21 protein-coding genes and 3 tRNA genes are annotated in these 23201 nt (G+C 70.8%); 16 read left to right on the forward strand and 8 right to left on the reverse strand.

The genetic code is table 11. The features are described from left to right. Positions 1–7 precede the first annotated feature (7 nt). From DY157_RS07175 to DY157_RS07190, 4 genes are all read left to right on the forward strand, one after another. Positions 8–1216: an IS110 family RNA-guided transposase gene (locus tag DY157_RS07175; protein ID WP_115726802.1), complete on the forward strand. Its 1209-nt coding sequence runs from the start codon at positions 8–10 to the stop codon at positions 1214–1216. A gap of 229 nt (positions 1217–1445) precedes the next feature. Continuing rightward, on the forward strand, positions 1446–2045 hold the full coding sequence (locus tag DY157_RS07180) for a hypothetical protein (protein ID WP_160159477.1): 600 nt from the start codon (positions 1446–1448) through the stop codon (positions 2043–2045). A gap of 85 nt (positions 2046–2130) precedes the next feature. After that, positions 2131–3387, forward strand: a complete 1257-nt coding sequence (locus tag DY157_RS07185) for a multidrug effflux MFS transporter (RefSeq protein ID WP_115728000.1) — start codon at positions 2131–2133, stop codon at positions 3385–3387. Positions 3388–3537: 150 nt separating this feature from the next. Next, positions 3538–3990, forward strand: a complete 453-nt coding sequence (locus tag DY157_RS07190; RefSeq protein ID WP_115728001.1) for a hypothetical protein — start codon at positions 3538–3540, stop codon at positions 3988–3990. Positions 3991–4237: 247 nt separating this feature from the next. On the opposite strand, the gene DY157_RS07195 is transcribed toward DY157_RS07190, so the two are convergent. Then, positions 4238–4864 (reverse strand): TetR/AcrR family transcriptional regulator, encoded by a 627-nt coding sequence (locus tag DY157_RS07195; protein ID WP_160159478.1) that lies wholly within the window; start codon positions 4862–4864, stop codon positions 4238–4240. 243 nt (positions 4865–5107) lie between these two features. Between DY157_RS07195 and DY157_RS07205 the strand changes: the two genes are divergently transcribed. Beyond that, positions 5108–6307, forward strand: coding sequence for an ABC transporter permease (locus DY157_RS07205; protein WP_115728437.1), 1200 nt, complete (start codon positions 5108–5110; stop codon positions 6305–6307). Next, the gene (locus tag DY157_RS07210) at positions 6304–7797 is read left to right on the forward strand and encodes an ATP-binding cassette domain-containing protein (RefSeq protein WP_115728003.1); all 1494 of its coding nucleotides are present in this window, start codon (positions 6304–6306) and stop codon (positions 7795–7797) included. Before DY157_RS07205 ends, DY157_RS07210 begins: the two co-directional genes overlap by 4 nt. Positions 7798–7998: 201 nt before the next feature. Here DY157_RS07210 and DY157_RS07215 read toward each other — a convergent pair whose 3' ends face one another. The 3 genes from DY157_RS07215 to DY157_RS07225 all read right to left on the reverse strand — a co-directional run bounded on the left by DY157_RS07215 (position 7999) and on the right by DY157_RS07225 (position 11267). Then, the gene (locus DY157_RS07215) at positions 7999–8862 is read right to left on the reverse strand and encodes an EamA family transporter (protein ID WP_115728004.1); all 864 of its coding nucleotides are present in this window, start codon (positions 8860–8862) and stop codon (positions 7999–8001) included. Beyond that, a complete protein-coding gene (gene msrB, locus DY157_RS07220) occupies positions 8859–9278 on the reverse strand; it encodes a peptide-methionine (R)-S-oxide reductase MsrB (RefSeq protein WP_115728005.1) in 420 nt (139 codons plus the stop codon). Before msrB ends, DY157_RS07215 begins: the two co-directional genes overlap by 4 nt. Before the next feature lie 210 nt (positions 9279–9488). Next, a complete protein-coding gene (locus tag DY157_RS07225) occupies positions 9489–11267 on the reverse strand; it encodes a mechanosensitive ion channel family protein (RefSeq protein ID WP_115728006.1) in 1779 nt (592 codons plus the stop codon). A gap of 170 nt (positions 11268–11437) precedes the next feature. Here DY157_RS07225 and DY157_RS07230 point away from each other — a divergent pair. The 9 genes from DY157_RS07230 (at position 11438) to DY157_RS07270 (ending at position 17415) form a co-directional block, all read left to right on the forward strand. After that, a tRNA-Glu gene (locus DY157_RS07230) sits at positions 11438–11510 on the forward strand. 65 nt (positions 11511–11575) lie between these two features. Continuing rightward, a tRNA-Asp gene (locus DY157_RS07235) sits at positions 11576–11649 on the forward strand. A 27-nt stretch (positions 11650–11676) separates the two neighbouring features. Further along, positions 11677–11752 (forward strand) — tRNA-Phe (locus DY157_RS07240). Between the two features lie 216 nt (positions 11753–11968). Further along, a complete protein-coding gene (gene chrA / locus DY157_RS07245; RefSeq protein WP_115728007.1) occupies positions 11969–13285 on the forward strand; it encodes a chromate efflux transporter in 1317 nt (438 codons plus the stop codon). 88 nt (positions 13286–13373) lie between these two features. After that, positions 13374–14885, forward strand: a complete 1512-nt coding sequence (locus DY157_RS07250; protein WP_115728008.1) for an ATP-binding cassette domain-containing protein — start codon at positions 13374–13376, stop codon at positions 14883–14885. Positions 14886–14986: 101 nt separating this feature from the next. After that, positions 14987–15445 carry a phage holin family protein gene (locus tag DY157_RS07255; protein WP_115728009.1) on the forward strand — a complete coding sequence of 153 codons (459 nt, stop codon included), beginning with the start codon at positions 14987–14989 and terminating at the stop codon, positions 15443–15445. After that, entirely contained in the window at positions 15442–15750 is a 309-nt protein-coding gene (locus tag DY157_RS07260; protein WP_115728010.1) for a DUF3618 domain-containing protein, read from the forward strand. Before DY157_RS07255 ends, DY157_RS07260 begins: the two co-directional genes overlap by 4 nt. A 174-nt stretch (positions 15751–15924) precedes the next feature. Then, positions 15925–16188, forward strand: coding sequence for a DUF3073 domain-containing protein (locus tag DY157_RS07265; RefSeq protein WP_115728011.1), 264 nt, complete (start codon positions 15925–15927; stop codon positions 16186–16188). Positions 16189–16419: 231 nt separating this feature from the next. Continuing rightward, complete coding sequence (locus DY157_RS07270; protein ID WP_115728012.1) at positions 16420–17415, forward strand: S41 family peptidase; 996 nt, start codon at positions 16420–16422, stop codon at positions 17413–17415. A 78-nt stretch (positions 17416–17493) separates the two neighbouring features. Here the strand turns inward: DY157_RS07270 and DY157_RS07275 are convergent, their stop codons facing one another. Then, positions 17494–18162, reverse strand: coding sequence for a transaldolase family protein (locus DY157_RS07275; RefSeq protein WP_115728013.1), 669 nt, complete (start codon positions 18160–18162; stop codon positions 17494–17496). A 163-nt stretch (positions 18163–18325) separates the two neighbouring features. Here DY157_RS07275 and DY157_RS07280 point away from each other — a divergent pair, with 163 nt between their 5' ends. Then, complete coding sequence (locus tag DY157_RS07280) at positions 18326–19618, forward strand: Fic family protein (RefSeq protein ID WP_115728014.1); 1293 nt, start codon at positions 18326–18328, stop codon at positions 19616–19618. A 43-nt stretch (positions 19619–19661) separates the two neighbouring features. Here the strand turns inward: DY157_RS07280 and purM are convergent, their stop codons facing one another. The 3 genes from purM to DY157_RS07295 all read right to left on the reverse strand — a co-directional run bounded on the left by purM (position 19662) and on the right by DY157_RS07295 (position 23061). Further along, positions 19662–20804: a phosphoribosylformylglycinamidine cyclo-ligase gene (gene purM / locus DY157_RS07285; RefSeq protein ID WP_115728015.1), complete on the reverse strand. Its 1143-nt coding sequence runs from the start codon at positions 20802–20804 to the stop codon at positions 19662–19664. Positions 20805–20884: 80 nt separating this feature from the next. Then, positions 20885–22441, reverse strand: a complete 1557-nt coding sequence (purF, locus tag DY157_RS07290) for an amidophosphoribosyltransferase (protein ID WP_115728016.1) — start codon at positions 22439–22441, stop codon at positions 20885–20887. A 92-nt stretch (positions 22442–22533) separates the two neighbouring features. After that, a complete protein-coding gene (locus DY157_RS07295; protein WP_115728017.1) occupies positions 22534–23061 on the reverse strand; it encodes a ribonuclease R family protein in 528 nt (175 codons plus the stop codon). Positions 23062–23201 lie beyond the last annotated feature (140 nt).

Consider the following 23201-nt stretch of genomic DNA (forward strand, 5'->3'; position numbering starts at 1 on the left):
TGACGACATGGTCACCGACGACATCGACGTGTTCATCGGCATCGACGTGGGCAAGTCCGACCACTGGGCGACCGCCTTGACCCGAGACGGGAAGAAGCTCTTTGATCGGGCTCTCCCTAACGACGAGGCCCGCCTGCGTGATCTTTACGACCGTCTCGGCTCCCATGGGCGGGTGCTGGTGGTGGTGGACCAGCCCGCCACCATCGGCGCCCTGGCCGTCGCTGTCGCCCAGGACGAGGGCTTGGCGGTGGGCTACCTGCCGGGCCTGTCCATGCGCAGGATCGCCGACCTGACTCCGGGCAATGCCAAGACCGACGCGAGGGACGCCGCGGTCATCGCCGAGGCGGCCCGCACCATGCCCCATACCTTGCGAGCGATCAGCTCCTCGGACGAGGACGCCGCGGCCTTGGGTATGCTCACGGGCTTCGACCTGGACCTGGCCCGTCAGGTCAACCAGATCTCTAACCGGATCCGGGGCCTGTACACCCAGATCCACCCCGCCCTGGAGAAGGTCCTGGGGCCCTGGCTCGAGCACGACGCCGTCCTGGAGGTCATCGCCTCCTGGCCCACCCCCGCCGCCCTGCGCAAGGCCGGACGAGGCAGCGTGGACGCCAAGCTCGAGGCCCACGGCGCCAGACGCCACACCACCTGGGCGAACGCCATCATCGACGCCCTGGACTCCCAGAGCGTGGTGGTCGTCGGCACCGACGCCGCTGGCGTGGTGCTCCCGCACCTGGCGCGCCAGCTCGCAGCCCTGCACGCCCAGAGAGCGGACGTCGCCGCGAAGGTCGAGGCCCTGGTGGAGGCCCACCCTCTTTACGAGGTCCTGACCTCCATGCCCGGCATCGGGGTCAGGACCGCCGCCGTCTTCATCGCCGAGACCCTCGGGCGCACCTTCGAAACCGGAGCCCACCTGGCCTCCTACGCAGGCCTCACACCAGTCACCCGCAGATCAGGATCCTCCATCCGAGGCGAATACGTTTCCCACGCAGGCAACAAACGACTCAAACGAGCAATGTTCCTGTCCGCCTTCGCATCCCTACGCTCAGACCCCACCTCAAGGGCCTACTACGACCGCAAGATCACCCAAGGCAAACGCCACAACCAAGCCCTCATCGCCCTCGCCCACCGACGCATCCTCACACTCCACGCCATGATCCGAGACGGAGCCCTCTACAACCCCAACCCGACAACACACCTGCCAACAGCCGCTTGACACACCACATAGGGGCACCCCCCGCCCTTTCAGGTCAATGCGCAGCGAGCTCGCGCGGGCACTCCCCCTCAACACGCGTTTGGCGGCTTTCCTGACGTTTGGCGGCGGAAATCCCGCCGAATATCCCCGCCAAACACGCAAGACTCCGGTGGGGAGAGAGGAGCATTCACCGCCCGTTCACCTTGCGGGCCTCTAATGGAGCGACAGCGCGCTCTTGGGAGGCGAGAGAATGTACGTTCCACCGGACGAGGCGGATCGTGCGTATGTTCGACGGGCCCTGCACAACCCGCACTCGTTGAGGATCCCCTTCATCATCTTCTGCGTCCTGTCGAGCGCGACCCTCCTCGTCCTCGCCTTCACCAATGAGAACGGACCTGTGGCGTATCTGCGAGAGTCGTTCACCGCTAGCGGCTTCATAGTCAACATCTTCTTCATCGCCGCCTGGGCCCTCTGGGTCTTCGGCAATCACTACGCGCTCGTCATGGCGCGGGCGGCCTGGAAGACGACGAAGGTCGTCCCACTCATCGTCGGGGGCCTCTACGCCTGGGTGTTCGGACGCCTGCTGATCGCCGCTCTCCTCGGCCTCGCCCACACGAATCTCGGACACTTCATCGTGTCCAGCAGCGACATCATCCTCGCGACAATCAGCGGCGTCGCGGGGCCCGTCGCGATGGAGGTGGGGATGTTCATCCACGGTATCGTCCACGGCTTCTCCGATGGGGACGCTGAACTCGCGCGCTCGATCGACGAGCTCGACGGACCCCAGCGCGGAACTGACGACGCCGACCCGGGCGGGCCGCCGCCCCGCCCTCGTCCCCCTCGATCGTGACGGATCGCGCAACGTGAAAGATCTCCCGCCCTCACATCGCGGACCGCGGCGGGCGAGCGGCGCGGCGCCGCCCGACAATGAGGGCATGGCCCATCCCGAATCCGAGCATCCCCGCGAGCACCGCATCCTCTCGGACGCCGTCACCGCGACGCTCCTCCTGACGATCGCCCTTCAGAACGCGGTCCCGCCCTTCGCGACGGACATGTACTCGCCGTCGTTCCCGGAGATCACGAAGGACCTCGCGACGACGGCGACCTTCGTCGGCTTCACGCTCACCGCGTTCTTCATCGGCTTCGGCACCGGGCAGATCGCCGGCGGCGCGATCTCCGACCAGCGCGGACGCCGCGTCCCGATGATCGTCGGCGGCGTCCTCGCGATTCTCGGATCGATCGTCTGCGCGTTCTCGCCCTCGATCTGGGTGCTCTTCCTCGGCCGCGTCCTCCAGGGCCTCGGCGGCGGCGCCGCGGCGGCGGTAGCGCGCGCGATCCTCGTCGACGTCGCCCACGGCCACGTCCTCGCCCGCACGATGTCGCTCCTCCAGGCGATCGGCGGGCTCGCGCCGATGCTCGCGCCCGTGCTCGGCGGCCTCATCGTCACCTACTGGCCGTGGCGCTCGGTCTTCTGGTTCCTCACCGGTTTCACGGCCGTCATGACGGCGGCGGCGTGGGCGTGGGCGCCGGAGTCGCTCCCGCCCGAGAAGCGCCACGGCGGCGGCATCTCGCGCTTCGTCCACGGAATCGGCCAGGTCCTGCGGATCCGCCCCTTCGTCGGCTTCATGCTCACCTCCGCGTTCTCCGGGTTCTGCATGTTCGCCTACGTCTCGGACTCGTCCTACGTCCTTCAGGAGCACCTCGGCCTTTCCCCGATCGCGTTCTCCGTCGTCTTCGCCGGCAACGCGCTGCTCTCCGCGCTCCTCGCCCTCGTCAACGTGCGCCTCATCGGGCGCTTCGAGCCGCGCGCGCTCATCAGCTTCGGCCTGCTCGTCTCGCTCAGCGGCGTCGTCCTCCTCGCGCTCTCGGTGTTCGTCTTCGGGCTCCCGCTGATCCTCACCTGCGTCGGCTTCGCGGTCCTCATGAGCGCGAACGCGTTCATCTTCGGCAACGCCGGCGCCCTCGCCCTCTCCGAGGCGCGCGAGCACGCGGGCACGGCCTCCGCCGTCCAGGGCCTCGTCCAGGCGCTCGCGATGGCGACCTCGTCCCCGCTCGCGACCTCGGGCGGCGGCGAGTCCGCGCTCCCGATGATCCTCGTGATGATCGTCGGCGTCGTCATGGCCTGGGTCTCGTTCTACGTCATCGCCCGAGGCGGCTCGCCCCGGAAGAAGGCGACGCTCCCCCTCGATTGACGCCCGATCGGCCCACGGTTCCGGACTCCCTCGCGTCGGCGCACCGCCCCGGCCTCGTCCCCCTTTCATAAGCGATTCACAGGCCGCACTCGGCATTCGCGCAAGGAGGGCGAGCACCCTGGGGAGGTTCACCGAAGCAAAGGAGTCCTCATGGACAACGTCCCCCCGAACTCGGACTACTCGTCGAATTCGGTCGATTTCGGCCACGGCGTCGCGATGGGCGGCGACGGCACCGAGATCGCCTGGATCGTCCTCGCGGCCGCGGCGCTCATCGCCGCGATCGTCCTCGTGGTCTGGATCGTCAAGCGCGTCCTGCCGGTCGCGCGCAATCCGCTCACCGTCCTCGACATGCGCCTCGCGTCCGGCGAGATCGACGAGCAGACCTACGCCCGCACCCGCGCCGCCCTCATGGCCGGCCAGCCGGGCGCGGTCGCTCAGGCCCCGGCGGCCCAGGCATCGGTCGCCCAGCCGCCCGTCGCGACTCCCGCGCCCGCCGGCTTCCCGCAGCAGGCGGGATCCGCCCCCACCGCCGTCCTCCCGACGTACGAGGCCGGGGCGCAGGCGCCGACCGAGTCGGCCACCCAGGAGTCGCAGAACCAGTGAAGCCCCCCGGCGCCCCGACTCGTGAGGATCGGGGCGCCGGGCGCTCGGGTAATGCTCTCGGCGGCCCAACGTGATGCTCTCGGCGGCCCAACGTGATGCTCTCGGCGAGTCCCGCCGAGAGCATCACCTTTCCTCGTCGAGAGCATTACCTTCGCGCGTCGAGGGGATCTCCGCTCCCCTTCAGCGGGCGCTCCGCCCCGTCCTCGTCGATCGTTTCCAGGAGCGGAAAGAGCACGTCGTGGGAGAGTCAGGCGTCCCCGGACTCCCCGCGCCCGAGCGCGAGGTAGCGGTCGAGCGTCGGGCCGACGAGCCGGGCGAGCTCATCGGGATCGGCGTCGGCGATGGGGCCGAGGGCGACGATCTTCCTGAGGAAGACGAGACCGAGGATCTGGGAGCCGAAGAGTGGCAGACCCAGCCCCGCGACACCCGCCTCCCTGAGGTCGCCGCCCGCGCGGGCGATGAGCCCGCCGATCGCGGATACGACGACCTCGCGCGTCTCCTCATCGGCTCCGACCGCGCGCATGAGTGAGATGAGCGCGGGGCCTCTCCTGGGGTCCTCGGCGATCCCGAGGACCGCGCGGACGTACTCCTCGCCGACGGAGCGCCCCTCGCTCGACGCGCTGAGGAGCATCTCCGGGAGGCGCGACTCCTCGAAGACCCGCGTCATCGCCTCGCGCGCGAGGCCCGCCTTCGAGCCGAAGTAGTAGTGGATGAGCCGGGGGGCGACATCCGCCCTCTCGGCGATGCGCCGCACCGTCGCGGCGCGGAATCCCCGCTCGGCGAACTCCTCGAGCGCGGCGTCGAGGATCGCGCCGCGCAGATCCTCCGCATCGGCGCGGGGTCCGCGCTTCGACGCGCCGGACGGTTCGGTCATCGTTCCTCCTCGACTCGGGTCGTTCCCCATGCTATCTTCATTTCGTCAATTGGCGAAACCCTTCGGAGGAGATCCCGTGAAGGCCATGATCATCAAGGAGTTCCGCGAACTCGCGCGCGATCGGCGCACCGTCGCGCTCCTCGTCGCACTCCCCATCGTCCTCCTCACGATCTTCGGCTACGCCGCGAACTTCACGGTCCAGACGACGAAGGCCCTCGCGTCGGACCGGCCGCGACCGCCGTCATCGCGGAGCTCAAGGACAACTCGGTCGCGGTCGACGACCTCGAGCTCACCGCCTCGACGGAGGATCTCACCGACGACCAGATCGAATCCCTCCTCAAGGAGGGCGACTACTCGACGATCATCCGCGCGACGAGCGACGACGACTCGACGCCCCTCGTCTCGCGCACCCACCTGTGGACCGACGGCTCGAAGCTCTTCGAGGCCCAGTCCGCCTCCGGCACGTGGATGAAGGTGCTGAGCGAGGACGTGAAGACCCGCGTCGCCGACCTGCGCTCCCAGATCGAGGACACGAAGGCGCAGGCGGAGACCGCCCAGGAGAACCTCGCCGATGCGAAGGCCTCCCTCTCAGACCTCAAGGAGAAGCTCGCCGCCCTTCAGCAGGTCGTCGCCCAGGTGAAGTCCGGCACCGTCGCGCCCCAGCAGGCGCTCGCGAATCTCCCCGACCTGTCGAGCCTCGACTCCCTCCCGAACCTCGACGCCCTCGATTCCGCGCAGTCGCTCGCCATCCCCGATACGAACGCCATCGACCTCGACGCCCTCGACGCCGACCAGGCGATCACGATCGCCTTCAACCCGGACCTCACGACCTCCTGGGTGACGGTGCCCGGCCTCATCGGCCTCATCCTCACCTTCATCGGCACGATCGTCACCGCGATCGGCCTGGTCCGCGAGCGCGAGGCCGGCACCCTCGAGCAGCTCGCCGTCATGCCCCTCTCCCCGGCGTCGATCATCCTCGGGAAGATCGTCCCCTACCTCATCCTCGCGCTCCTCGACGCGGGGATCATCACCGGGCTCGGCATCGCGATGTTCCACGTGCCGTTCCGCGGGCAGTGGTGGCTCTTCGCCCTCGTCGCCTTCGTCTTCGTCTTCGTCGTCCTCGGCTTCGGGATCCTCATCTCGACCGTCTCGGAGACGACCGGCCAGGCGATCCAGCTCGCAATGATGGTGATGATGCCGCAGATCCTCCTGTCCGGCTTCATCTTCCCCCTCGACTCGATGGCGCCCGGCGTCCGATGGATCGGCTACTGCCTCCCGCTCACGTGGTTCTTCAAGGCGGCGATCGGGATCTTCCTCAAGGCCGCGACCCTCTCCCAGGTCGCCGTCCCGTTCCTCATCCTCTGCGGATTCGCGGTCCTCATCTTCGGCGCCGCCACGGCCCGCATGGCGATCAGCCTCCGTTCGGGCGGTGCGACCCGATGAGCGAGGCGACCGGGATCCGCATCGATCTGCGCGACGTCTCCCTCGACGTCGGCGGCGAGCCCGCGCTCCGCGGCTTCACCGCCTCCTTCGAGCCGGGAACCTTCACCGCCCTCGTCGGCGGCGACGGCGCGGGGAAGACGACCCTGCTCTCGACCCTCGCCCACCGGCGGGGCCGCGCCCTCCTCGGCATCGAGGGCCTCACCCCGCGCGATGTCGGCTTCCAGCCCGCGACCTCCGGCGTCTGGCCGAACCTCTCGGTCGAGGAGAACCTCCGCTTCGTCGCCGACGCGCAGGGCCTTCGCGGCCCCGAGACGAGCGCCCGCATCGACGAGCTCATCGGCCTCGCCGACCTCGACCGCGCCCGCAAGCGGATCGGCGCGCGCCTGTCGGGCGGCATGCGTCAGAAGCTCGGCGCGGCGATGGCGATGCTCCATCGGCCCGCCCTGCTCCTCCTCGACGAGCCGACGACCGGCGTCGACCCGGACTCGCGCGAGATCCTCGGGCGCCTCATCCGCGGCGCCGCCGACGAGGGCGCGACCGTCCTCGTCGCGACGACCTACCTCGACGAGGCCGAGGCCGCCGACCGGGCCCCCCTCCTCGACGGGGGCCGGATCCTCGCCCAGGGCGAGCCCGCCGAGGTCGTCGCCCTCGCGCCCGGCTCCCTCTGGTCCGCCCCCGCCGGCGCCGTCAACCTCACCGCGCCCGACTCCCTCGAGATCGGCGAGGCCGCCCCCGCCACCCCGGATCTCGAACTCGCGACGATCGAGTTCCTCCTCGACTCGAGGACGCCGGACGTCCCTTCCGGGGAGGCCGCTCGGTCGCTCCCCTCCCCGGGCACCGGCCCCGCCCTCGTACGCCCGAAGCACCGCGCCGAGCCCGAGGCGCTCATCGCATGCCGCGAGATCGTCAAGACCTTCGGGGACTTCCGCGCGCTCGACGGCGTCGATCTCGACGTGCGACCGGGCGAGGTCGTCGGGCTCGTCGGCGGAAACGGCGCGGGCAAGTCGACGCTCATCCGTCTGATCCTCGGCGTCGACGCTCCCGATACCGGCGAGATCGCGCTCTTCGGGGCGCGCCCCTCGCGCCGGTCGCGCGCCCGCCTCGGATACGTGTCGCAGGCGCTCGGCCTCTACCCGACGCTCGCGACGCAGGAGAACCTCGATTTCACGCAGGACGTGTTCGGGGTGCCCGCGGAGGAGAGGATCCGGCTCGACGCCGGCCGCGCTCCCGTCGGCGACCTCCCGCTCGGGGCGCGGCGAACGCTCGCGGTCGACTGCGCGCTCAGCCACTCGCCCGAGCTGCTCGTCCTCGACGAGCCGACGTCCGGCATGGACTCGCTGGGTCGGGCGCGCCTGTGGAAGCGGATCCGGCGGGCGTCGAGCGCGGGCACGGGCGTCCTCGTGACGACGCACTACCAGCAGGAGGCGGCCCAGTGCGACGTCCTCGTCCGCCTCGAGGCGGGCCGGGTCGTCGAGACGCGGAGGAACTGAGACCGGACGAGACGATTCCGGCCCTCTCTTTCGGCGACCTGCAAGAACGCACACAGTTTCGCCGTCTCCGACGCCCGGAGTTTTACAGGAATCAGTGAATGCGCAGGTCACGGGCCGGCGCCCCCAGCACCCCCGAAAAAACTGTGTGCGTTTCTGCAGGTTCGGGCGCGGTCGAGGCATGGGGCCGTACGGCCGCTTCCCTCAGGCGCGGTTGAAGACCGGCGACGAGGCGATCCACACGGCGATCGAGATGAGGACGAGGCCGGCGAGCTCGCCGAAGGTCGGGATCTGGCGCAGGAGCACCGCCCCGACGACCGCCGAGGTCGCGGGCATGAGCGCGGCGAACAGGGCGTAGGTCGCGGCCGACAGGCGCGACATCGCGACCGCCTCGATGCTGAAGGGGATCGCCGTCGAGAGGACGCCGACCGCGACGAGCGCTCCGACGAGCCCCCACGAGTGGATGGGCGCGATGCCGCCGTGGGCGAGGAGCGGCGCGGACAGCAGGGCGGCGAAGGCGAGGGCGACCGAGAGGTTCGTGACGCCCGAGCGCTTCGAGGCGATCGACTGGCCGACGATGATGTAGCCCGCCCACGCTCCCGCCGCCGCGAGGATCCACACGACGCCGACCCGGACCTCCGGGTCCGAAAGATCGATGCCGAGCCCCGAGATCGAGGCGACGCCCGCGAAGGCGAGGACCGCCGCCACGCGCGGCGCCCACCCGCGGCCCCGCAGCACCGCGACGAGGACGGGGCCGAGGAATTCGAGGGACACGGCGGCGCCGAGCGGCAGACGCGAGATCGCCTCGTAGAACGTCGCGTTCATGAGGATGATGAACGCGCCGAAGACGGCGGCGGCTCCGAGCTCGCGGGCGGTCCAGCGGTGGCGCCACGGGCGTCGCCAAGCGAGGAGGACGAGCGCGCCCACGAGGACGCGCCACCACGCGACGGAGGCGGGTTCGACGAGGGAGAAGATCCCGATGGCGACCGCAGCGCCGACGTACTGGATGAGGGCGTCGACGACGATGAGCGCCTGGGCCGGGACGCGATCGAGCGCCCGCGGGCTCATTCGCCGGTGGGGACGAAGACGAGCGCGGCGGAGTTCATGCAGTAGCGGCGCCCCGTCGGCTGGTCGGGGGCGTCGGGGAAGACGTGGCCGAGGTGCGACCCGCAGTTCGTGCAGCGGACCTCGGTGCGGACCATGCCGTGCGAGGTGTCGGTGAGCTCGGTCGTCGACGAGTCCTTCGCCTGGTAGAAGCTCGGCCACCCGCAGTGGGACTCGAACTTCGTCGTCGCGTCGAAGAGTTCGGCGCCGCAGGCCGCGCAGCGGTACTTCCCCTCGCGGTGCTCGTCGAGGAGCTCCCCGGTGAAGGGGCGCTCGGTCCCGGCCTCGCGGAGGACGTGGTACTGCATCGGGGTGAGGATGCGCCGCCAGTCCGCGTCGGTGAGCGAGGAGGCGTCGGCGAGGCTCGGGAATTCAGTCATGCTGCAATCGTCCACCGTAGGGGTGCAGAGGCGCTACTCGAGCACTCCATTCGGACGGGGCCGACGGCCGGCGCACGACCTCGCCGGCCACGACGCATGACTCCGCACGAGAGCATCACCTTGCGGCGTCGAGAGCATCACGTTCGCGCATCGAGAGCATCACCTTTCCCCCGCCGACGGCATTACCGGCGGCCGGCAACCGGTCGTCGCTCAGTCCTCCTGGCGGCCCTTCGCCTCGGCCTCGCGGCGCTTGGCGACGGCCTCGCGCTCGGCGAGCGCCTCCTCGCCCGGGCCCGCGAAGATCTCGGAGCGCTCCTCGGCGTCCGGCGACCCCGAGTACAGCCGCTCGCCCCGCCCGCCGCTCGTCACGGTCGGCAGCACGGCGGTCGCCGAAGAGCTCGGCGCGCCTTCCGCGGACGACGAGGCCGGGGCCGCCGGCCCGTTCGCTCCCCCGGAGGAAGCGCCCGCCGCGCCCTCGTCGATCGAGGAGGCGGCGCCGCCGAAGGAGGGGATTCCCGAAGCTCCCGCAACGATCCTCTCGAGCGTGCCGCGCGTCATCACCTGGGTGGGGGCGCCGGGCGCCTCGGGGGCGTGCGCGTCGGCGAGGTCGCGCATGCGGTCGGCCATCGCCCGCCTGCGAGCCCGCTTCGCCTTGCGGCGCGCGGCGACCATGCGGGCGGCGTGGACGGCCTCGGAGTCGGCGGAGTCGCCGGAGAGAACCTCTGCGGCGGCCTCGAGCGCGCTCGCCTCGCCCTCGTGGGAGACCGAAGAGGACGTGTCCCCGGCGATGCGGGTGAGCTCCGCGGCGAGGGCCGCGACCTCGGCGCGCGAGGTGTCCTTCGGGACCGAGACCGGCTCCTGCGGCTGGATCCGCGAGGCGGGGCGGACCCACGGCTCCTCGGCGACGATCCACGCGATGAGGTGCTCGCGAATGTAGCAGCGCAGATCCCATAGCGAGCCGGAGTTCTTCGCGGACACGAGGATGCGGACGGTGACCGTCGAGGTGTCCGAGGCGGTCATCTGGACGTTCCACGTGCGCCCGTCCCACAGGTCGGTCGTCGCGAGGATCTGCTCGACCTTCTGCCGGATGAGCGCCATGGGGGCGGCCCAGTCGAGCTGGACCTCGACCGTGCCGAGCTGGGCGGCGGCGCGGCGCGTCCAGTTCTCGAAGCTCGTCGACGTGAAGTAGGTGGAGGGGACGATGAGGCGGCGCTCGTCCCAGAGGCGGACGACGATGTAGGAGAGCGTGATCTCCTCGATCGCGCCGGATTCGCCCTTCTGGTTCGCGACGACGACGTCGCCGACGCGGATCGCGTCCGTGAATGCGAGCTGGATCCCCGCGAAGACATTGCCCAGCGTCTGCTGGGCGGCGAGGCCGGCGATGACGGAGATGAGACCCGCGGACGCGAGGAGGGTCGCCATCGCCTGACGGGCCGCCGCGAAGGTCGAGAGGATCGCGACGATCCCGACGATGACGACGATCACCTGGATGAGGCGGCGGATCACCTGCGCCTGCGTCTCGAAGCGACGGGCGCGGCCGTGGTCGGCGCTCTGCCTGAGCCGCGCGGCGTCCTCGAACACCCAGGCCGCGGCGTAGGCGATCCCCGTCATCGCGCCGATCGCGAGGATGAGGATGAGGTGCGTCACGGACGACACGAGCGCGCCGTTCGACCACTGGGAGAGGTCGGCGCCCTGGAGCATCCACTCGAGTCCGAACCACGCGCCCCACGACATGAGCGTGATGTAGAGGGGCGTGCGGATCCGCTTGACGAGGGCGGAGCCCACGGGCCAGCGCCGCAGAAGCCTCTTGAACACGGCGGACAGGACCGCCGCGCCGACGAATCCGACGACGACCCCGACGACGGAGCCGAGGAGGAGGGAGAAGATGTCGAAGGCGTCGCTCACTGCGGCATCGGCGGCGGATTGCGGCGAATCCGCGGTTGCGGACGCGAATCCGAGCGCCTTCAGGGCGGAGTCGATCGGTGTCATGGCCCCAGCCTAGAGGCGCCCCCTTCGGGTTTCCTGTGGGCCGCGCGGGGTCCTCCGATGCACGAGGGCGGGGCCTGTGAGAGGGCTCACCGGGAACCGTTTTGCGTTCCAGTCGACTTATTGCATATGCTCTTCCTCGTCTTCGGACGCCACTGCGGTGGCCGGAACGGGCCCCCATCGTCTAGCGGCCTAGGACACCGCCCTTTCACGGCGGCGACACGGGTTCGAATCCCGTTGGGGGTACACTCCCAGCGCGATGCGAGACGAGTCGCAAGCGGAGATAACTCAATAGGTCTTACCTGTTGTAAGGCCCCGTAGCGCAGTTGGTTAGCGCGCCGCCCTGTCACGGCGGAGGTCGCGGGTTCAAGTCCCGTCGGGGTCGCCGACCAGACCGGTTGGTCCGGGTCATGGCTCTGTAGCTCAGTTGGTAGAGCGTTCGACTGAAAATCGAAAGGTCACCGGATCGACGCCGGTCGGAGCCACCAGCAAGCCCCCGAAGCTTTCGCTTCGGGGGCTTCCTCGTTCCCAACCGCCCACTCCCACTCCCGCTCCCGTCGAGAGCATCACCTTCGGCCATCGAGGGGATCTCCGACAGCCCGGATCACTCCCGAGTGCATGACCTCGCAGCCCGGGACGCGCGACGTCGACGGGGGAGGGAGCCCCGTCACCGCCCGTTCACCTCGGTCCCGTAGCGAGCGAGGATGCCCAGCCCGACACCCTCCGCCGAGCCCATCGATCCCGTGCCCGACGGAACCGCGAGCGCCGCCTCCTCCGTCCCCGCCCGCCCCGACTCCGCGTGGACGGTCCTCCTCGTCTTCCTCCGTCTCGGACTCACGTCCTTCGGCGGCCCCGTCGCTCACCTCTCGTTCTTCCGCGACGAATGCGTCGAGCGGCGCCGCTGGTTGAGCGAGCGCGACTATCTCGACACGGTCGCCCTCTGCCAGTTCCTCCCGGGCCCGGCGTCGAGCCAGGTGGGGATCGCCCTCGGATATCGACGGGCCGGCATCCCCGGATCGATCGCCGCCTGGCTCGGCTTCACCGCCCCCTCGGCGATCGCGCTCGCCCTCGTCGGAACGGGCCTCGCGTCGGGCGCGCTCCCGGTCCCCGAGACCGCGATCCACGGCGTTCTCGTCGTCGCGGTCGCGGTCGTCGCCCACGCCGTCGCGCAGATGGCCCGCTCGGCCTGCCCGGACGTCCCGCGCCTCACGCTGATGATCGTCTCCGCGGCCCTCGTCCTCCTCGTTCCCGCCGCGTGGATCCAGTTCCTCGCCATCGGGGCGTCCGCGGTCATCGGGCTGCTCCTCCCCCGGCCGATCGACGAGGGCGGGGCGGTCGCCCCATCGGAGGCGAACGGAGAGCGGGGGTGCCGCATGAACACCCTGAGCGAGACCCGGCGCCGGATCCCGCTCGTCAGCGCCGTGAGCCTCGGCCTCTTCGGCGCGCTCCTCATCGGTCTGCCGCTGGCGCGCCTCGCGATCGGCGGCCAGCCCCTCGCGATGGCCGACACGTTCTTCCGGACGGGCTCGCTCGTCTTCGGCGGCGGGCACGTCGTCCTCCCGCTCCTCCAGCACGAGGTCGTCCCCGCCGGCTGGGTCGACGACGCGACCTTCCTCGCCGGCTACGGCGCCGCGCAGGCTGTGCCCGGGCCCCTGTTCACGCTCGCGTCCTTCCTCGGCGCCGCCTCCTCGGGGAGCCCTTCGGGAGCGGCCGGAGCCCTGCTCGCGACGGTCGCGATCTTCCTTCCGAGCTTCCTCCTCGTCCTCGGCTCCCTCCCCCTGTGGGACCGGCTCGCGGCGCTGCCCCGCGCTCGCCTGGCGCTCGCCGGGATCAATGCGGGCGTCGTCGGGATCCTCCTCGCCGCTCTCTACCATCCGGTGTGGACGGCGGCGATCCTGACGCCCGCGGACGTCGCCCTCGCCCTCCTCGCCTTCGCCGCACTGCGCTTCTACAAGGCGCCGGCTTGGGCGGTCGTCTTCGCGGGCGGCCTTCTCGCGTGGGCGGCCGACCCGCTCCTGTGAACGAGGCGGGCCCTCCCCGTCCTCGCGACCCTGCCCCGCCCGGCCGCGTTCGCGTGAGTCCTCGGCGGCGACCTGGAACAATGCGGGCATGACCTCATCGATGGGAAGCCTCGACCCGAAGCCCTGGTGGCGGTCCCGCAGGGCCCACGCGGCCGCGGGTCCCGGCGGCTCCGTGAGCGTCTACTGCGAGGGCGTCTCCGCCGAAGCCCCGGAGACCGGCGCCCGAGTCCTCGACCGCGTCGATCTCGGTTTCCGCGCCGGGTCCGTCACCGCGATCGTCGATCCGACCGGCGTGCGCTCCCGCGCGCTCTTCCGCCTCGTCGCCGGCCTCGAGGTCCCGATCAGGGGGCGCGTCGACGCCCGTTCGAGGGGTCCTCGCCGCGGCGACCGGATCGGCACCGTCGCCCTCGTCCACGAGACCTCCCCCCTCGACTCGACCCTTACCGTCCAGGAGAATCTGGTCCTTCCGCTCGCCCTCACGGGCGTCCTCGCGGGCGCCGGCCAGTTCGCCTCCGCGATCGCGACCGCCGGCCTTACGGCCCTCGTCGATGAGCCCGTGACGGGCCTTTCGGCTGCGGACCGCTTCCGCCTCCTGCTCGCGCGCGCGATCGTGTGCGGCGGCGACGTCGTCCTCGTCGAGGATCCCGTGCACCTGCCCGCACCCGACCGCCGCGCCTCGGTCGATCTCCTGCGCGTCCTCGCCTCGCACGGTTCGACGATCCTCATCTCGACCGCCGATCCGGAGTTCGCCGCGCACGCCGACCGGGCGATCCTCCTGCGCGACGGCCGCGTGAGCGCCGACCTCGTCGCCCCGACCGAGGCCGCGGTCCGCGAGGCGCTCGGCACCGGCGCGGAGGACCCCGCGACGATCCTCGGACCCGTCCCCTCCGCTCTGCCCTCCGCGATCGACGAGGACGGGGCCGTGAACGCGGGCACGGAGGCGGACGAGCCGGTCGCCGATCGCGGCGCAGTCTCCCTCGCCGAGACGCAGACGCCGCGCCTCGCCGGGACTCCGACCGACGAGTCGGCCGGAACCGAATCGTCCGTCGAGCCGGCCGTCCCGGACGCGCTCGGCGAGAAACCCCTGGATGCGGAGGATCGGAGCACTGAGGGGGCGGCGGAGGACCGCCCGCGCCGCCCCGTCTTCCATCCCGTGACTCCGACGCCGGCCGAGCAGGCGCGGGAGCAGGAGGTCGCGCACGAAGCGGCACCGGAGTCGGAGGAGGCGCAGCCGGCCCGGCCCGGCCCCGACGTCCCTGACGCCCCCGCTGCGACCGACGCGGGCGACGCGAACGAGACAGGTCGATCGTCCGCGGGCGGGGCGGCCGCCTCGACCGGCCCCTCCGCCGAGCGCCCCCTTCCCCGGCGCGGCGATGATCCGGACCCGATCACGCAGGCGATCCGCCTCCTCGCCCGCTCGGGGCCCGCCCATCCGGCGCACGATCCCGACGCGGTCTTCACGGCGTCGGACGCGCGCACCGCTCCCCTGCCGGAGGAGTCGTCGCCTCCTGCGTCCCCGACGCCCGAGCAGGCCGAGGTCATCGATCGCGCCCGGAGGATCCTCGAGGATCTCCCCGGCCCGATCGTCCCCGAGGACTAGGGGCCGATCCCCGGGGACTGCGGAAACCCCGCGATCGTGAGAAACTGGAGACCCCATCGCGGCCGGGCCGCGACCGTCGATTCAGGAAGCGAGTGCCTGCGATGACGACACCGATCGAGCCGCTCGGGCCCGCCGAGACCGCCGCGCAGGCGACGGCGCGCGCCTTCGACGAACCGAAGCGCCCCGCGACCATGGGCGAGCTGTTCGCGACCCTCTCCTCGCAGGTGACGACCCTCGTCAACGGCGAGATCGAGCTCAACAAGGTGAAGGCGAAGAACTTCTTCAAAAAGGCCGGCGTCGGGGGCGCGCTCCTCGCGGTCGCCGGCGTCCTCGCGCTCTACCTTGTCGGCTGGGTCTTTCACACCATCGAGGTCGCGATCGCCGCGGCGCTGCCCGCCTGGGCCGCCGCCCTCATCACGACGGGCATCCTCCTCCTCATCGTCGCGATCCTCGCCGCAGTCGGCGCCGCGCTGCTGAAGAAGAGCCAGGCCCACAAGCCCGACCCGAAGGAAGGGCTCACCCGAGATATCAACGCGCTGAAGAAAGGCCTGGGCAAGTGAGCGAGCAGAGCACGCCGAGCGACCGCACCGAGGAGCAGATCCTCGCCGAACTCGCCGAGACCCGCGCCCGGATGACGGCCACCGTCGACGAGCTCTTCGGGCGCGTTCAGCCCGACTACCTCGTCGGGCAGGCGAAGGAGTCCGCGAAGACGAAGGCGACCGAGTTCAAGGCCCTCGCCGCGCAGACCGTCCAGGACGCGAAAGACGGGGACTCCGAGGCCCTCAAGAGGGTCGGCTACGTCGCCGCCGGAGTCGCGGCCGTCGCCGCGCTCGTCGTCCTGAGGATCGTCCGCGGCCGCCGCTGAACGTTCCTGATCCCGCCGATCCGGCGCCTCCGGATCGTGCATGACGCCGGGCACACGGGCCCTTCCGCGTATGAGGAGGGCCCCGTCGTGTGGCTATGATGGTCCCACGACACATTCTGATCATCCAGGGAACCGCCTTGCGCGGACCCGAACTACGCGGAGGGGGTCGACGCCATGGGGCGCGGCCGTCAAAAGGCCAAGCAGACGAAAGTCGCTCGCAAGCTGAAGTACTTCAGTCCTGATACCGATCTCGATGCCCTGCAGCGCGAGCTCGCATCCTCTGAGCACTCCTACGAGGAGTACGAGGACGACGCCGAGGAGCAGGACGAAGAGGACGACGACCTCTACTCCAAGTACGCGGACTACGCGGACGACGACGAGGACGACGACTCCCCCGAGATGGACGAGGACTACTGGATCGATCCTCCGAAGAAGTGACGCCGGGACCTCCCGGTTTCGCGTCTTCCTTCTGACCTTCGGCGAGGGCCGGGGTGCGCCCGCGGGCGCGCTCCGGCCCTTCGTCGCATTCGGTCCCTCTTCGCGGGTTCACCGCCCCGGCCTCGTGCGCGGTCCTCATCGACGAGGCCGGGAACTCCCCCATCGGATCCCCGGGGGAATTCGGGCCGATCCCCGATGGTTCGCGCCCGCGTCCGTCGATACGGTCGTAACATGCGCAGATCCCTCAAGGTCCTCCTCTCCTCAGCCGCCGCCCTCGTCCTCGTCGCCGGACTGACGGGCGCGTGGGCGCTCGGGCCGACGCTCGGGATCGCGCTCGCGCAGCGGCCGCTCTTCCTCCTGCCGCCCTCCCCGGAGCGCTACGCGTCGACCGTCCTCGAGATGGCCGATCGCAGCGCGCTCCACGCGGATTCCCCGGAGTACGCCGCGGCCCGCGCGAAGGCCCTCGAGGTCGCCCGCACTGCGGGCTCGACCGCGGAGGTCCACGCCGCCCTCGACGCCGCTCTCAAGGCCGCGGGCGGGAAGCACTCGGGGATCGTCGACGCCGAGAAGCGCGCCCGGTACTCGAAGCTCACACCCGCGCAGGACCCCTCGGTCAAGGTCGCCGGCGGCGTCGTCACCGCGACCGTTCCCGAGTTCGACGGCTTCACGGGGAACGTCCAGAAGTACGCGGACGCCCTCGGCAAGGGGCTCGACACGGCGCTGAGGGCCGGTGCGTGCGGCGCGATCGTCGATCTGCGCGGCAATGGCGGCGGCGACATGGGGCCGATGGTCGCCGGGCTCTCGCCGCTTCTGCCCGACGGGACGGCCCTCGAGTTCGCGACGCGCACCCATTCGACGCCGGTCACCGTGTCCGGCGGGGCGGTCTCCGGCGGAGGGACTCCGACGAAGGTCGAGGGCGTCGGCACGTACATCGTTCCGACGGCCGTCCTCGTCGACGCGGGCACGGCCTCGTCCGGCGAGGCGGCGGCGATCGCCTTCAAGGGTCTGCCGAACACCCGCTTCTTCGGGCGGTCGACGGCCGGCTACGCCTCGGCGAACCTCGCCTTCGAGATGCCGGACAAGGCGCTCGTGATGATCACGGTCGCGAACGACCGGGACCGCGCGGGCGAGGAATACGGCGATTCGCCGCTCGTTCCCGATGAGGAGTCCGACGACGCGCTGCCCGCCGCCCGGGCCTGGCTCGCCTCAGAGCACTCCTGCCACTGAGGCGAGCGCCGCGGGCCGCGACGCGGACGCTCGGAGTCGGCGCCCCGAAGGGAGCGCCGCTCTTCCGGCGGCGACGCTTCAGGAGATCCGCCGCGCGCACTCCCCGAACATCGCGACCGTCGCGTCGGTGAGCTCGTCGTCGAAGAGCTCGTCGAGCGTCGCGGGCGACACCGTGAAGGCGCGGACGCCGACGCCCGCGAGGTCGACGAGTTCGCGCGGAGAGCGGAACGAGGCCGCGAGGATCATCGGCCCGGACCCGTCCTGGGGGATGACGTCGACCATGCGGGCGACCTCGGCGAGGGCGTCGCGGCCCTGTGCCTGCATCTGATGGAAGTAGGGCGCGAGGTAGGTGACGCCGAGCGAGGATGCGATGAGCGCCTGCTTCGCCGAGAAGACGGCGGTGAGCAGGGTCCGGACTCCGGATTCGTGGAGCTCGGGGATGAGGCGGATCGCCTCGCGCGTGCAGGGGACCTTGATCGTCGCGCCGGGCGCGACCTCGAGGATCCGCTTCGCCGAGGCGCGCATCTCCTCGGCGGTGTCGCCCCACACCTGGAAGAAGACCTCGCGGGCGCCCGCGGCCCTCGCCCACCTCCAGATCTCGGGGATGTCGGCGAGGCGCCGCCCGCCCTTCTCGAGGATCTTCGGATTCGTCGTGAGGCCGGCGAACATGCCGGTGGCCAACCAGGATTCGGCGGCCTCCCTCTCGGCGGTGTCGACGAACAGGCGGATCGGAGGACGGGCACTCATGGTCCTCAGGGTAGTCCGGGCGATGTGTCGAAAGTTCGAAGGAGGGTAGTTCCTACCCTTGGCCCGACCTATCGGACTCTCAAGTTTAAGACCTTATCCTTGATCAGATAGGAGAGATGATCAAGGATAAGACTCTAGAGTTGAGCCATCGGGAGGTGGGGGCATGGCGGGATGGGACGACCAGTACTGGGAGTCGACGATCACCGGAGGACTGCCGCGCCGCGAGAGACGATCGGGCGAGTACCGCTCCTACGTCCCCGACAGCCTCATGGAAACGTCGTTGCGCCTCCCTCCGAACATCGACGCCCTCGTTTCCGAGGCCGAGCGCGCTGTGAGGAATTCGACGGACAGCCGCGACCTCGCGGGCATCGCCCGATTCCTGCTCCGGTCGGAGGCGATCGCCTCCTCGCGCATCGAAGGCGTCGCCCCCGCCACGAAACAGGTGGCCTTCGCCGAACTCGAAACGACGGAAGGAGAGGGAGCACTCGGCGCGAGCGACCAGGCGCACCTCGTCGCACGCAACATGACCGTCGTCGAACGCGCCCGCTCCGAACTCGCCACGGCGGATACGATCGCGCTCAACCAGATCGTCTCCCTCCAGGAAGCCCTGGTCGCTGGAGATCCGATCGTGAAGGGAGTGCGCACCGTCCAGAACTGGATCGGAGGATCAACACGCCACCCGCTCGAGGCGGACTTCGTCCCGCCGGCGCCTGATCGACTCGGGCCACTGCTCGACGACCTCGTCGCCTACGCGAACGGTGCCGCCCATTCGCCGATCGTCCAGGCCGCCCTCGTCCACGCCCAGTTCGAGACGATCCACCCCTTCGCCGACGGCAACGGCCGAGTCGGCCGCGCCCTCATCCACACCATCCTCATGAGGCGCGGGCTCGCCACCCGAGCAATCCTTCCGATCAGCCAGGTGCTCTCGACGCTCCGCGACGACTACGTGCGCGCCCTCGAGGCCTACCGCTACACCGGTGCACCGAACGGTGAGGCATTCCATGCGGCCCGTGCCGAATGGATCGCATTCTTCGCCAGGGCCATCGTCGTCGCCGCCGAGCAGGCCGAGCGTACGAGCGAGGACCTTGACGCAGTGCGCGCGAAGTGGAACGAGCAGCTCGCGCAGTGGCGCGCCTCGACGGGTCATCAACGCGCTCTTCGCTCGACATCGGCGACGGCCCGGATCCTCGAGGACCTCCCCTCCACGCCGGTCCTCACGACGGGATCGGCGAGCCGGATCCACAACGTCACCTCGCAGGCCGCCCATCAGGGATTGCAGATGCTCGAAAGCGCGGGGGTCCTCTTATCAACCTCCCGGAAGGGCCAGAGGATCTACTTCGCCCCTCTCGTCCTCGAACTCGTCGATCTCTCCGTCAGACGACTCGCGAGCACGCGCTTCGACACGCGGATCAGCCCGCCGGCGGCGGGCGTCCCCGCCAAGCCGCAGGCTCACTGACCCCTGAGATCGAGCGACCCGCCCCGGCCTCGTCGATCCCGCGTCAGCCGACGCGATACTGTCCGCGCAGGCGGACCGCGCCCGCGTTCACGCCCTTCGTGCCCGAGATCGTGCGGCCCTCGAAGTCGGCGCACGGCTGAACCGGCTCGGCGCCCTTCGCGACGGTTCCGAGCACCCATGCGTCGACGCCCGCGGCCCTCACGAGGCGCAGGGCCTCGTCGGCGGAGTCCGCGCCGACGACGCCGACCATGCCGACGCCGAGGTTGAGCGAGTCCTCCATGCCCTCCCAGGTCACCGAGCCGCCGCGGCGCACCCAGTCGAACACCGGCGGGACAGCCCAGGACGACCGATCGACGTCGGCGACCGCGCCGAGGGGGAGGACGCGCGAGAGGTTCGCGCCGAGCCCGCCGCCCGTGACGTGCGAGAACGCGTGGACGCCGCTCGCGCCCTCGCCGGCCCCGAGAGCATCGACGAGGTCGAGGCACAGGCGCGTGTACAGGCGGGTCGGTTCGAGGAGCTCCTCGCCGAGCGTCCGCCCGAACTCCTCGATCCGCGCGTCGAGGGCGAGGCCCGTGCGGGCGACGACCGAACGGACGAGCGAATATCCGTTCGAGTGGAGGCCGGAGGACGCCATCGCGATGAGGACGTCGCCGTCCGCGACGCGCTCGGGCCCGAGGACCTTCGACGCGTCGACGACGCCCGTCGCCGCGCCCGCGATGTCGTAGTCGTCGGGGGCCATGACGCCGGGGTGCTCGGCGGTCTCGCCGCCGATGAGGGGCGTGCCCGTCGCCTCGCAGGCGCGCGCGATGCCGGTGACGATCGCGGCGATCCGCTCCGGGACGACGTGCCCGCAGGCGATGTAGTCGGTCATGAGGACGGGGCGCGCACCGATGACGACGATGTCGTCGACGACCATGCCGACGAGGTCCTGCCCGATCGTGTCGTGGACGTCCATCGCCTGCGCGATCGCGATCTTCGTGCCGACGCCGTCGGTCGAGGTCGCGAGCAGGGGCCGCTCCATGCCGAGGAGCGCGGACGCGTCGACCATGCCGGCGAAGCCGCCCGTCGCGCCGAGGACCGTCGCGTCGTGGGTGCGCGACACGGCCTCCTTCATGAGTTCGACGGCGCGGTCGCCCGCGGCGGTGTCGACTCCGGCGGAGGCGTAATCGAGGGGGGTGTCGCTCATGGCTGCTCCTGATTCGGCGGGAGGGGTGAGGATGTCGCGAAGGGGAAGAGAGCGGGTGTCGCGGGAGGACGGGTGCGGGCTCAGCATGTCGTCGCGCCAGGAGTACCGGGGATCGGCGTGCCCTTGGGGATCGATTCGGGGTAGTCGCCCGTGAAGCAGCCGAGGCACAGGCTCGAGCCCTGCCGGGTCGCCCGGATCATCCCCTCCATCGAAAGGTAGGAGAGGGAATCGGCGCCGATCGAGGCGCGGACCCCCTCGACGTCCATCGAGGAGGCGATGAGCTCCGCCCTCGTCGGGAAGTCGATCCCGAAGAAGCAGGGCCACGCGACGGGTGGCGAGGAGATCTTCACGTGGACCTCGGCGGCGCCCGCCTCGCGGAGCATCCGCACGAGGGCGCGCTGCGTGTTCCCCCGGACGATCGAGTCGTCGATGACGATGAGGCGCTTCCCCTCGATGACCTCGCGCAGCGGATTGAGCTTGAGGCGGATGCCGAGCTGGCGCAGCGACTGCGTCGGCTGGATGAAGGTGCGCCCGACGTAGGCGTTCTTCACGAGGCCCTGGGCGAAGGGGATGCCCGAGGCCTCGGCGTAGCCGATCGCGGCGGGCGTGCCCGACTCGGGGGTCGGGATGACGAGGTCCGCGTCGACCGGGGACTCGGCCGCGAGGATCGCGCCCATCTCCCGACGCGCCGCGACGATCTGACGGTCGCCGATCACCGTGTCCGGGCGGGCGAGGTAGACGTACTCGAAGACGCAGGTGTTCGAGCGGCGCACCGCGAAGTGGCGGGAGTGGACGCCGCTCGAGTCGATGGCGACGAGCTCGCCCGGCTCGATCTCGCGGACGAAGGTCGCGCCGCACAGGTCGAGGGCCGCGGTCTCGGAGGCGAGGACCCATCCCGAGTAGAGGCGCCCGAGGACGAGCGGCCGGTAGCCGTGGGGGTCGCGCGCCGCGTAGAGCGTGTTCTCGTCCATGAAGACGAGGGAGAACGCGCCCTTGAGGCGCGGGAGGACCTTGAGCGCGGGCCCGATGAGCGGCGCCGGCTGCTCCTCCGTCGTCGTCTGGGGCTCCGCGGATGCGGAATCGCCCTCGGCGATGGGATCGGCGAGGGCGACGGCGGGCGGGATGAAGGGGACGGGGCCGGGGATCCGGTCGGCGAGCCCGAGGAGGGCCGTGACGACCGCGGTGTCGGTGGAGGCGCCCCGCTCGACGTCGTCGCCCTCATCGGCGATCGAGGTGGCGAGCTCGCGCAGCTCCGCCGTGTTCGTGAGATTCCCGTTGTGGCAGAGGGCGAGCGTGCCCGTCTTCGTCGGCCCGAGCGTCGGCTGGGCGTTGAGCCACGTGTCCGCGCCGGTCGTCGCGTAGCGGACGTGCCCGAGCGCGACGTGCCCCTTGAGCCCGCGGAGCGTCTGCTCGGAGAAGACCTGATTGACGAGCCCCTGGTCCTTGTAGACGAGGATCTGCTCCCCGTTCGAGGTCGCGATCCCCGCCGACTGCTGGCCGCGGTGCTGGAGCGCGTAGAGGGAGAAGTAGGTGAGGCGCGAGACGTCCTCGCCGGGCGCCCATACGCCGAAGACGCCGCAGTGGTCGTGCGGGCGGTCGTCCTCGAAGATCTCGCGGTCCGACAGTGTCTGATCCATTTTCACGGAGTCTGAGAGCACGGGGTCACTCTCTCATACCCGGGCGCGCGCGTGCCACGACCGCCCGTTCCACGGAGATCGACGAGGACGGGTCAGGCGGTCGGACCGTTCCACTTGAATCGGACCTTTCGCCGGGCGACGTCCGCGGAGGCGAGGACGACCGCGGTCTGCTCGCCCAGCGGCAGGGTCTCGCCCTTGTCCGACGCGAAGACGGATCCCTGGACGGCGGGCTCGTCGATGACGACGTGACCGCGGTCGGCGTCGCCGCGCGCGTCGTTCCGTTCGACGATGACGCCGTGGAAGGCCTCGCCCTCGTGCCCGAGGAGGAGCTTCGCGCTCACCGCTCCGATGGCGTTGCGCTCGGCGGCGGCCGCCTTGCGCCCACCCTCCGCCATGAGCGAGGGGACCGAGAGGAGGGAGTCGAGAAGCCACTCGGGGGCCGGCTCGCCCGCCTCGTGGGCGAGGCAGATCTCCGAGGACCAGCGGTCGACGAGCCTGCGCAGCGGCGCGGTCGCGTGAGCGTACTCGGCGGCGATCGCCGCGTGCTCGGTCGACGGGTCGCCGAGCGGCGGGAACGGGACGGGCGCGGCGCCGGCCGCGGGGCGGGCTCTTATACACATCTGACGCGGCCGGCGAATAGAGAGGGGGGGGGCTTCGTGGGGGCCGGCGCGATGATCAAAAAAAAACGAACACACTAGGTGACGCTGGTGACTGCAGCTCTCGACGAAGTTACTGATGGACTAAGAAGTGTCATGGAGAG

This window comes from Actinomyces culturomici, assembly GCF_900499005.1.
Classification (GTDB): Bacteria; Actinomycetota; Actinomycetes; order Actinomycetales; family Actinomycetaceae; genus Pauljensenia; species Pauljensenia culturomici.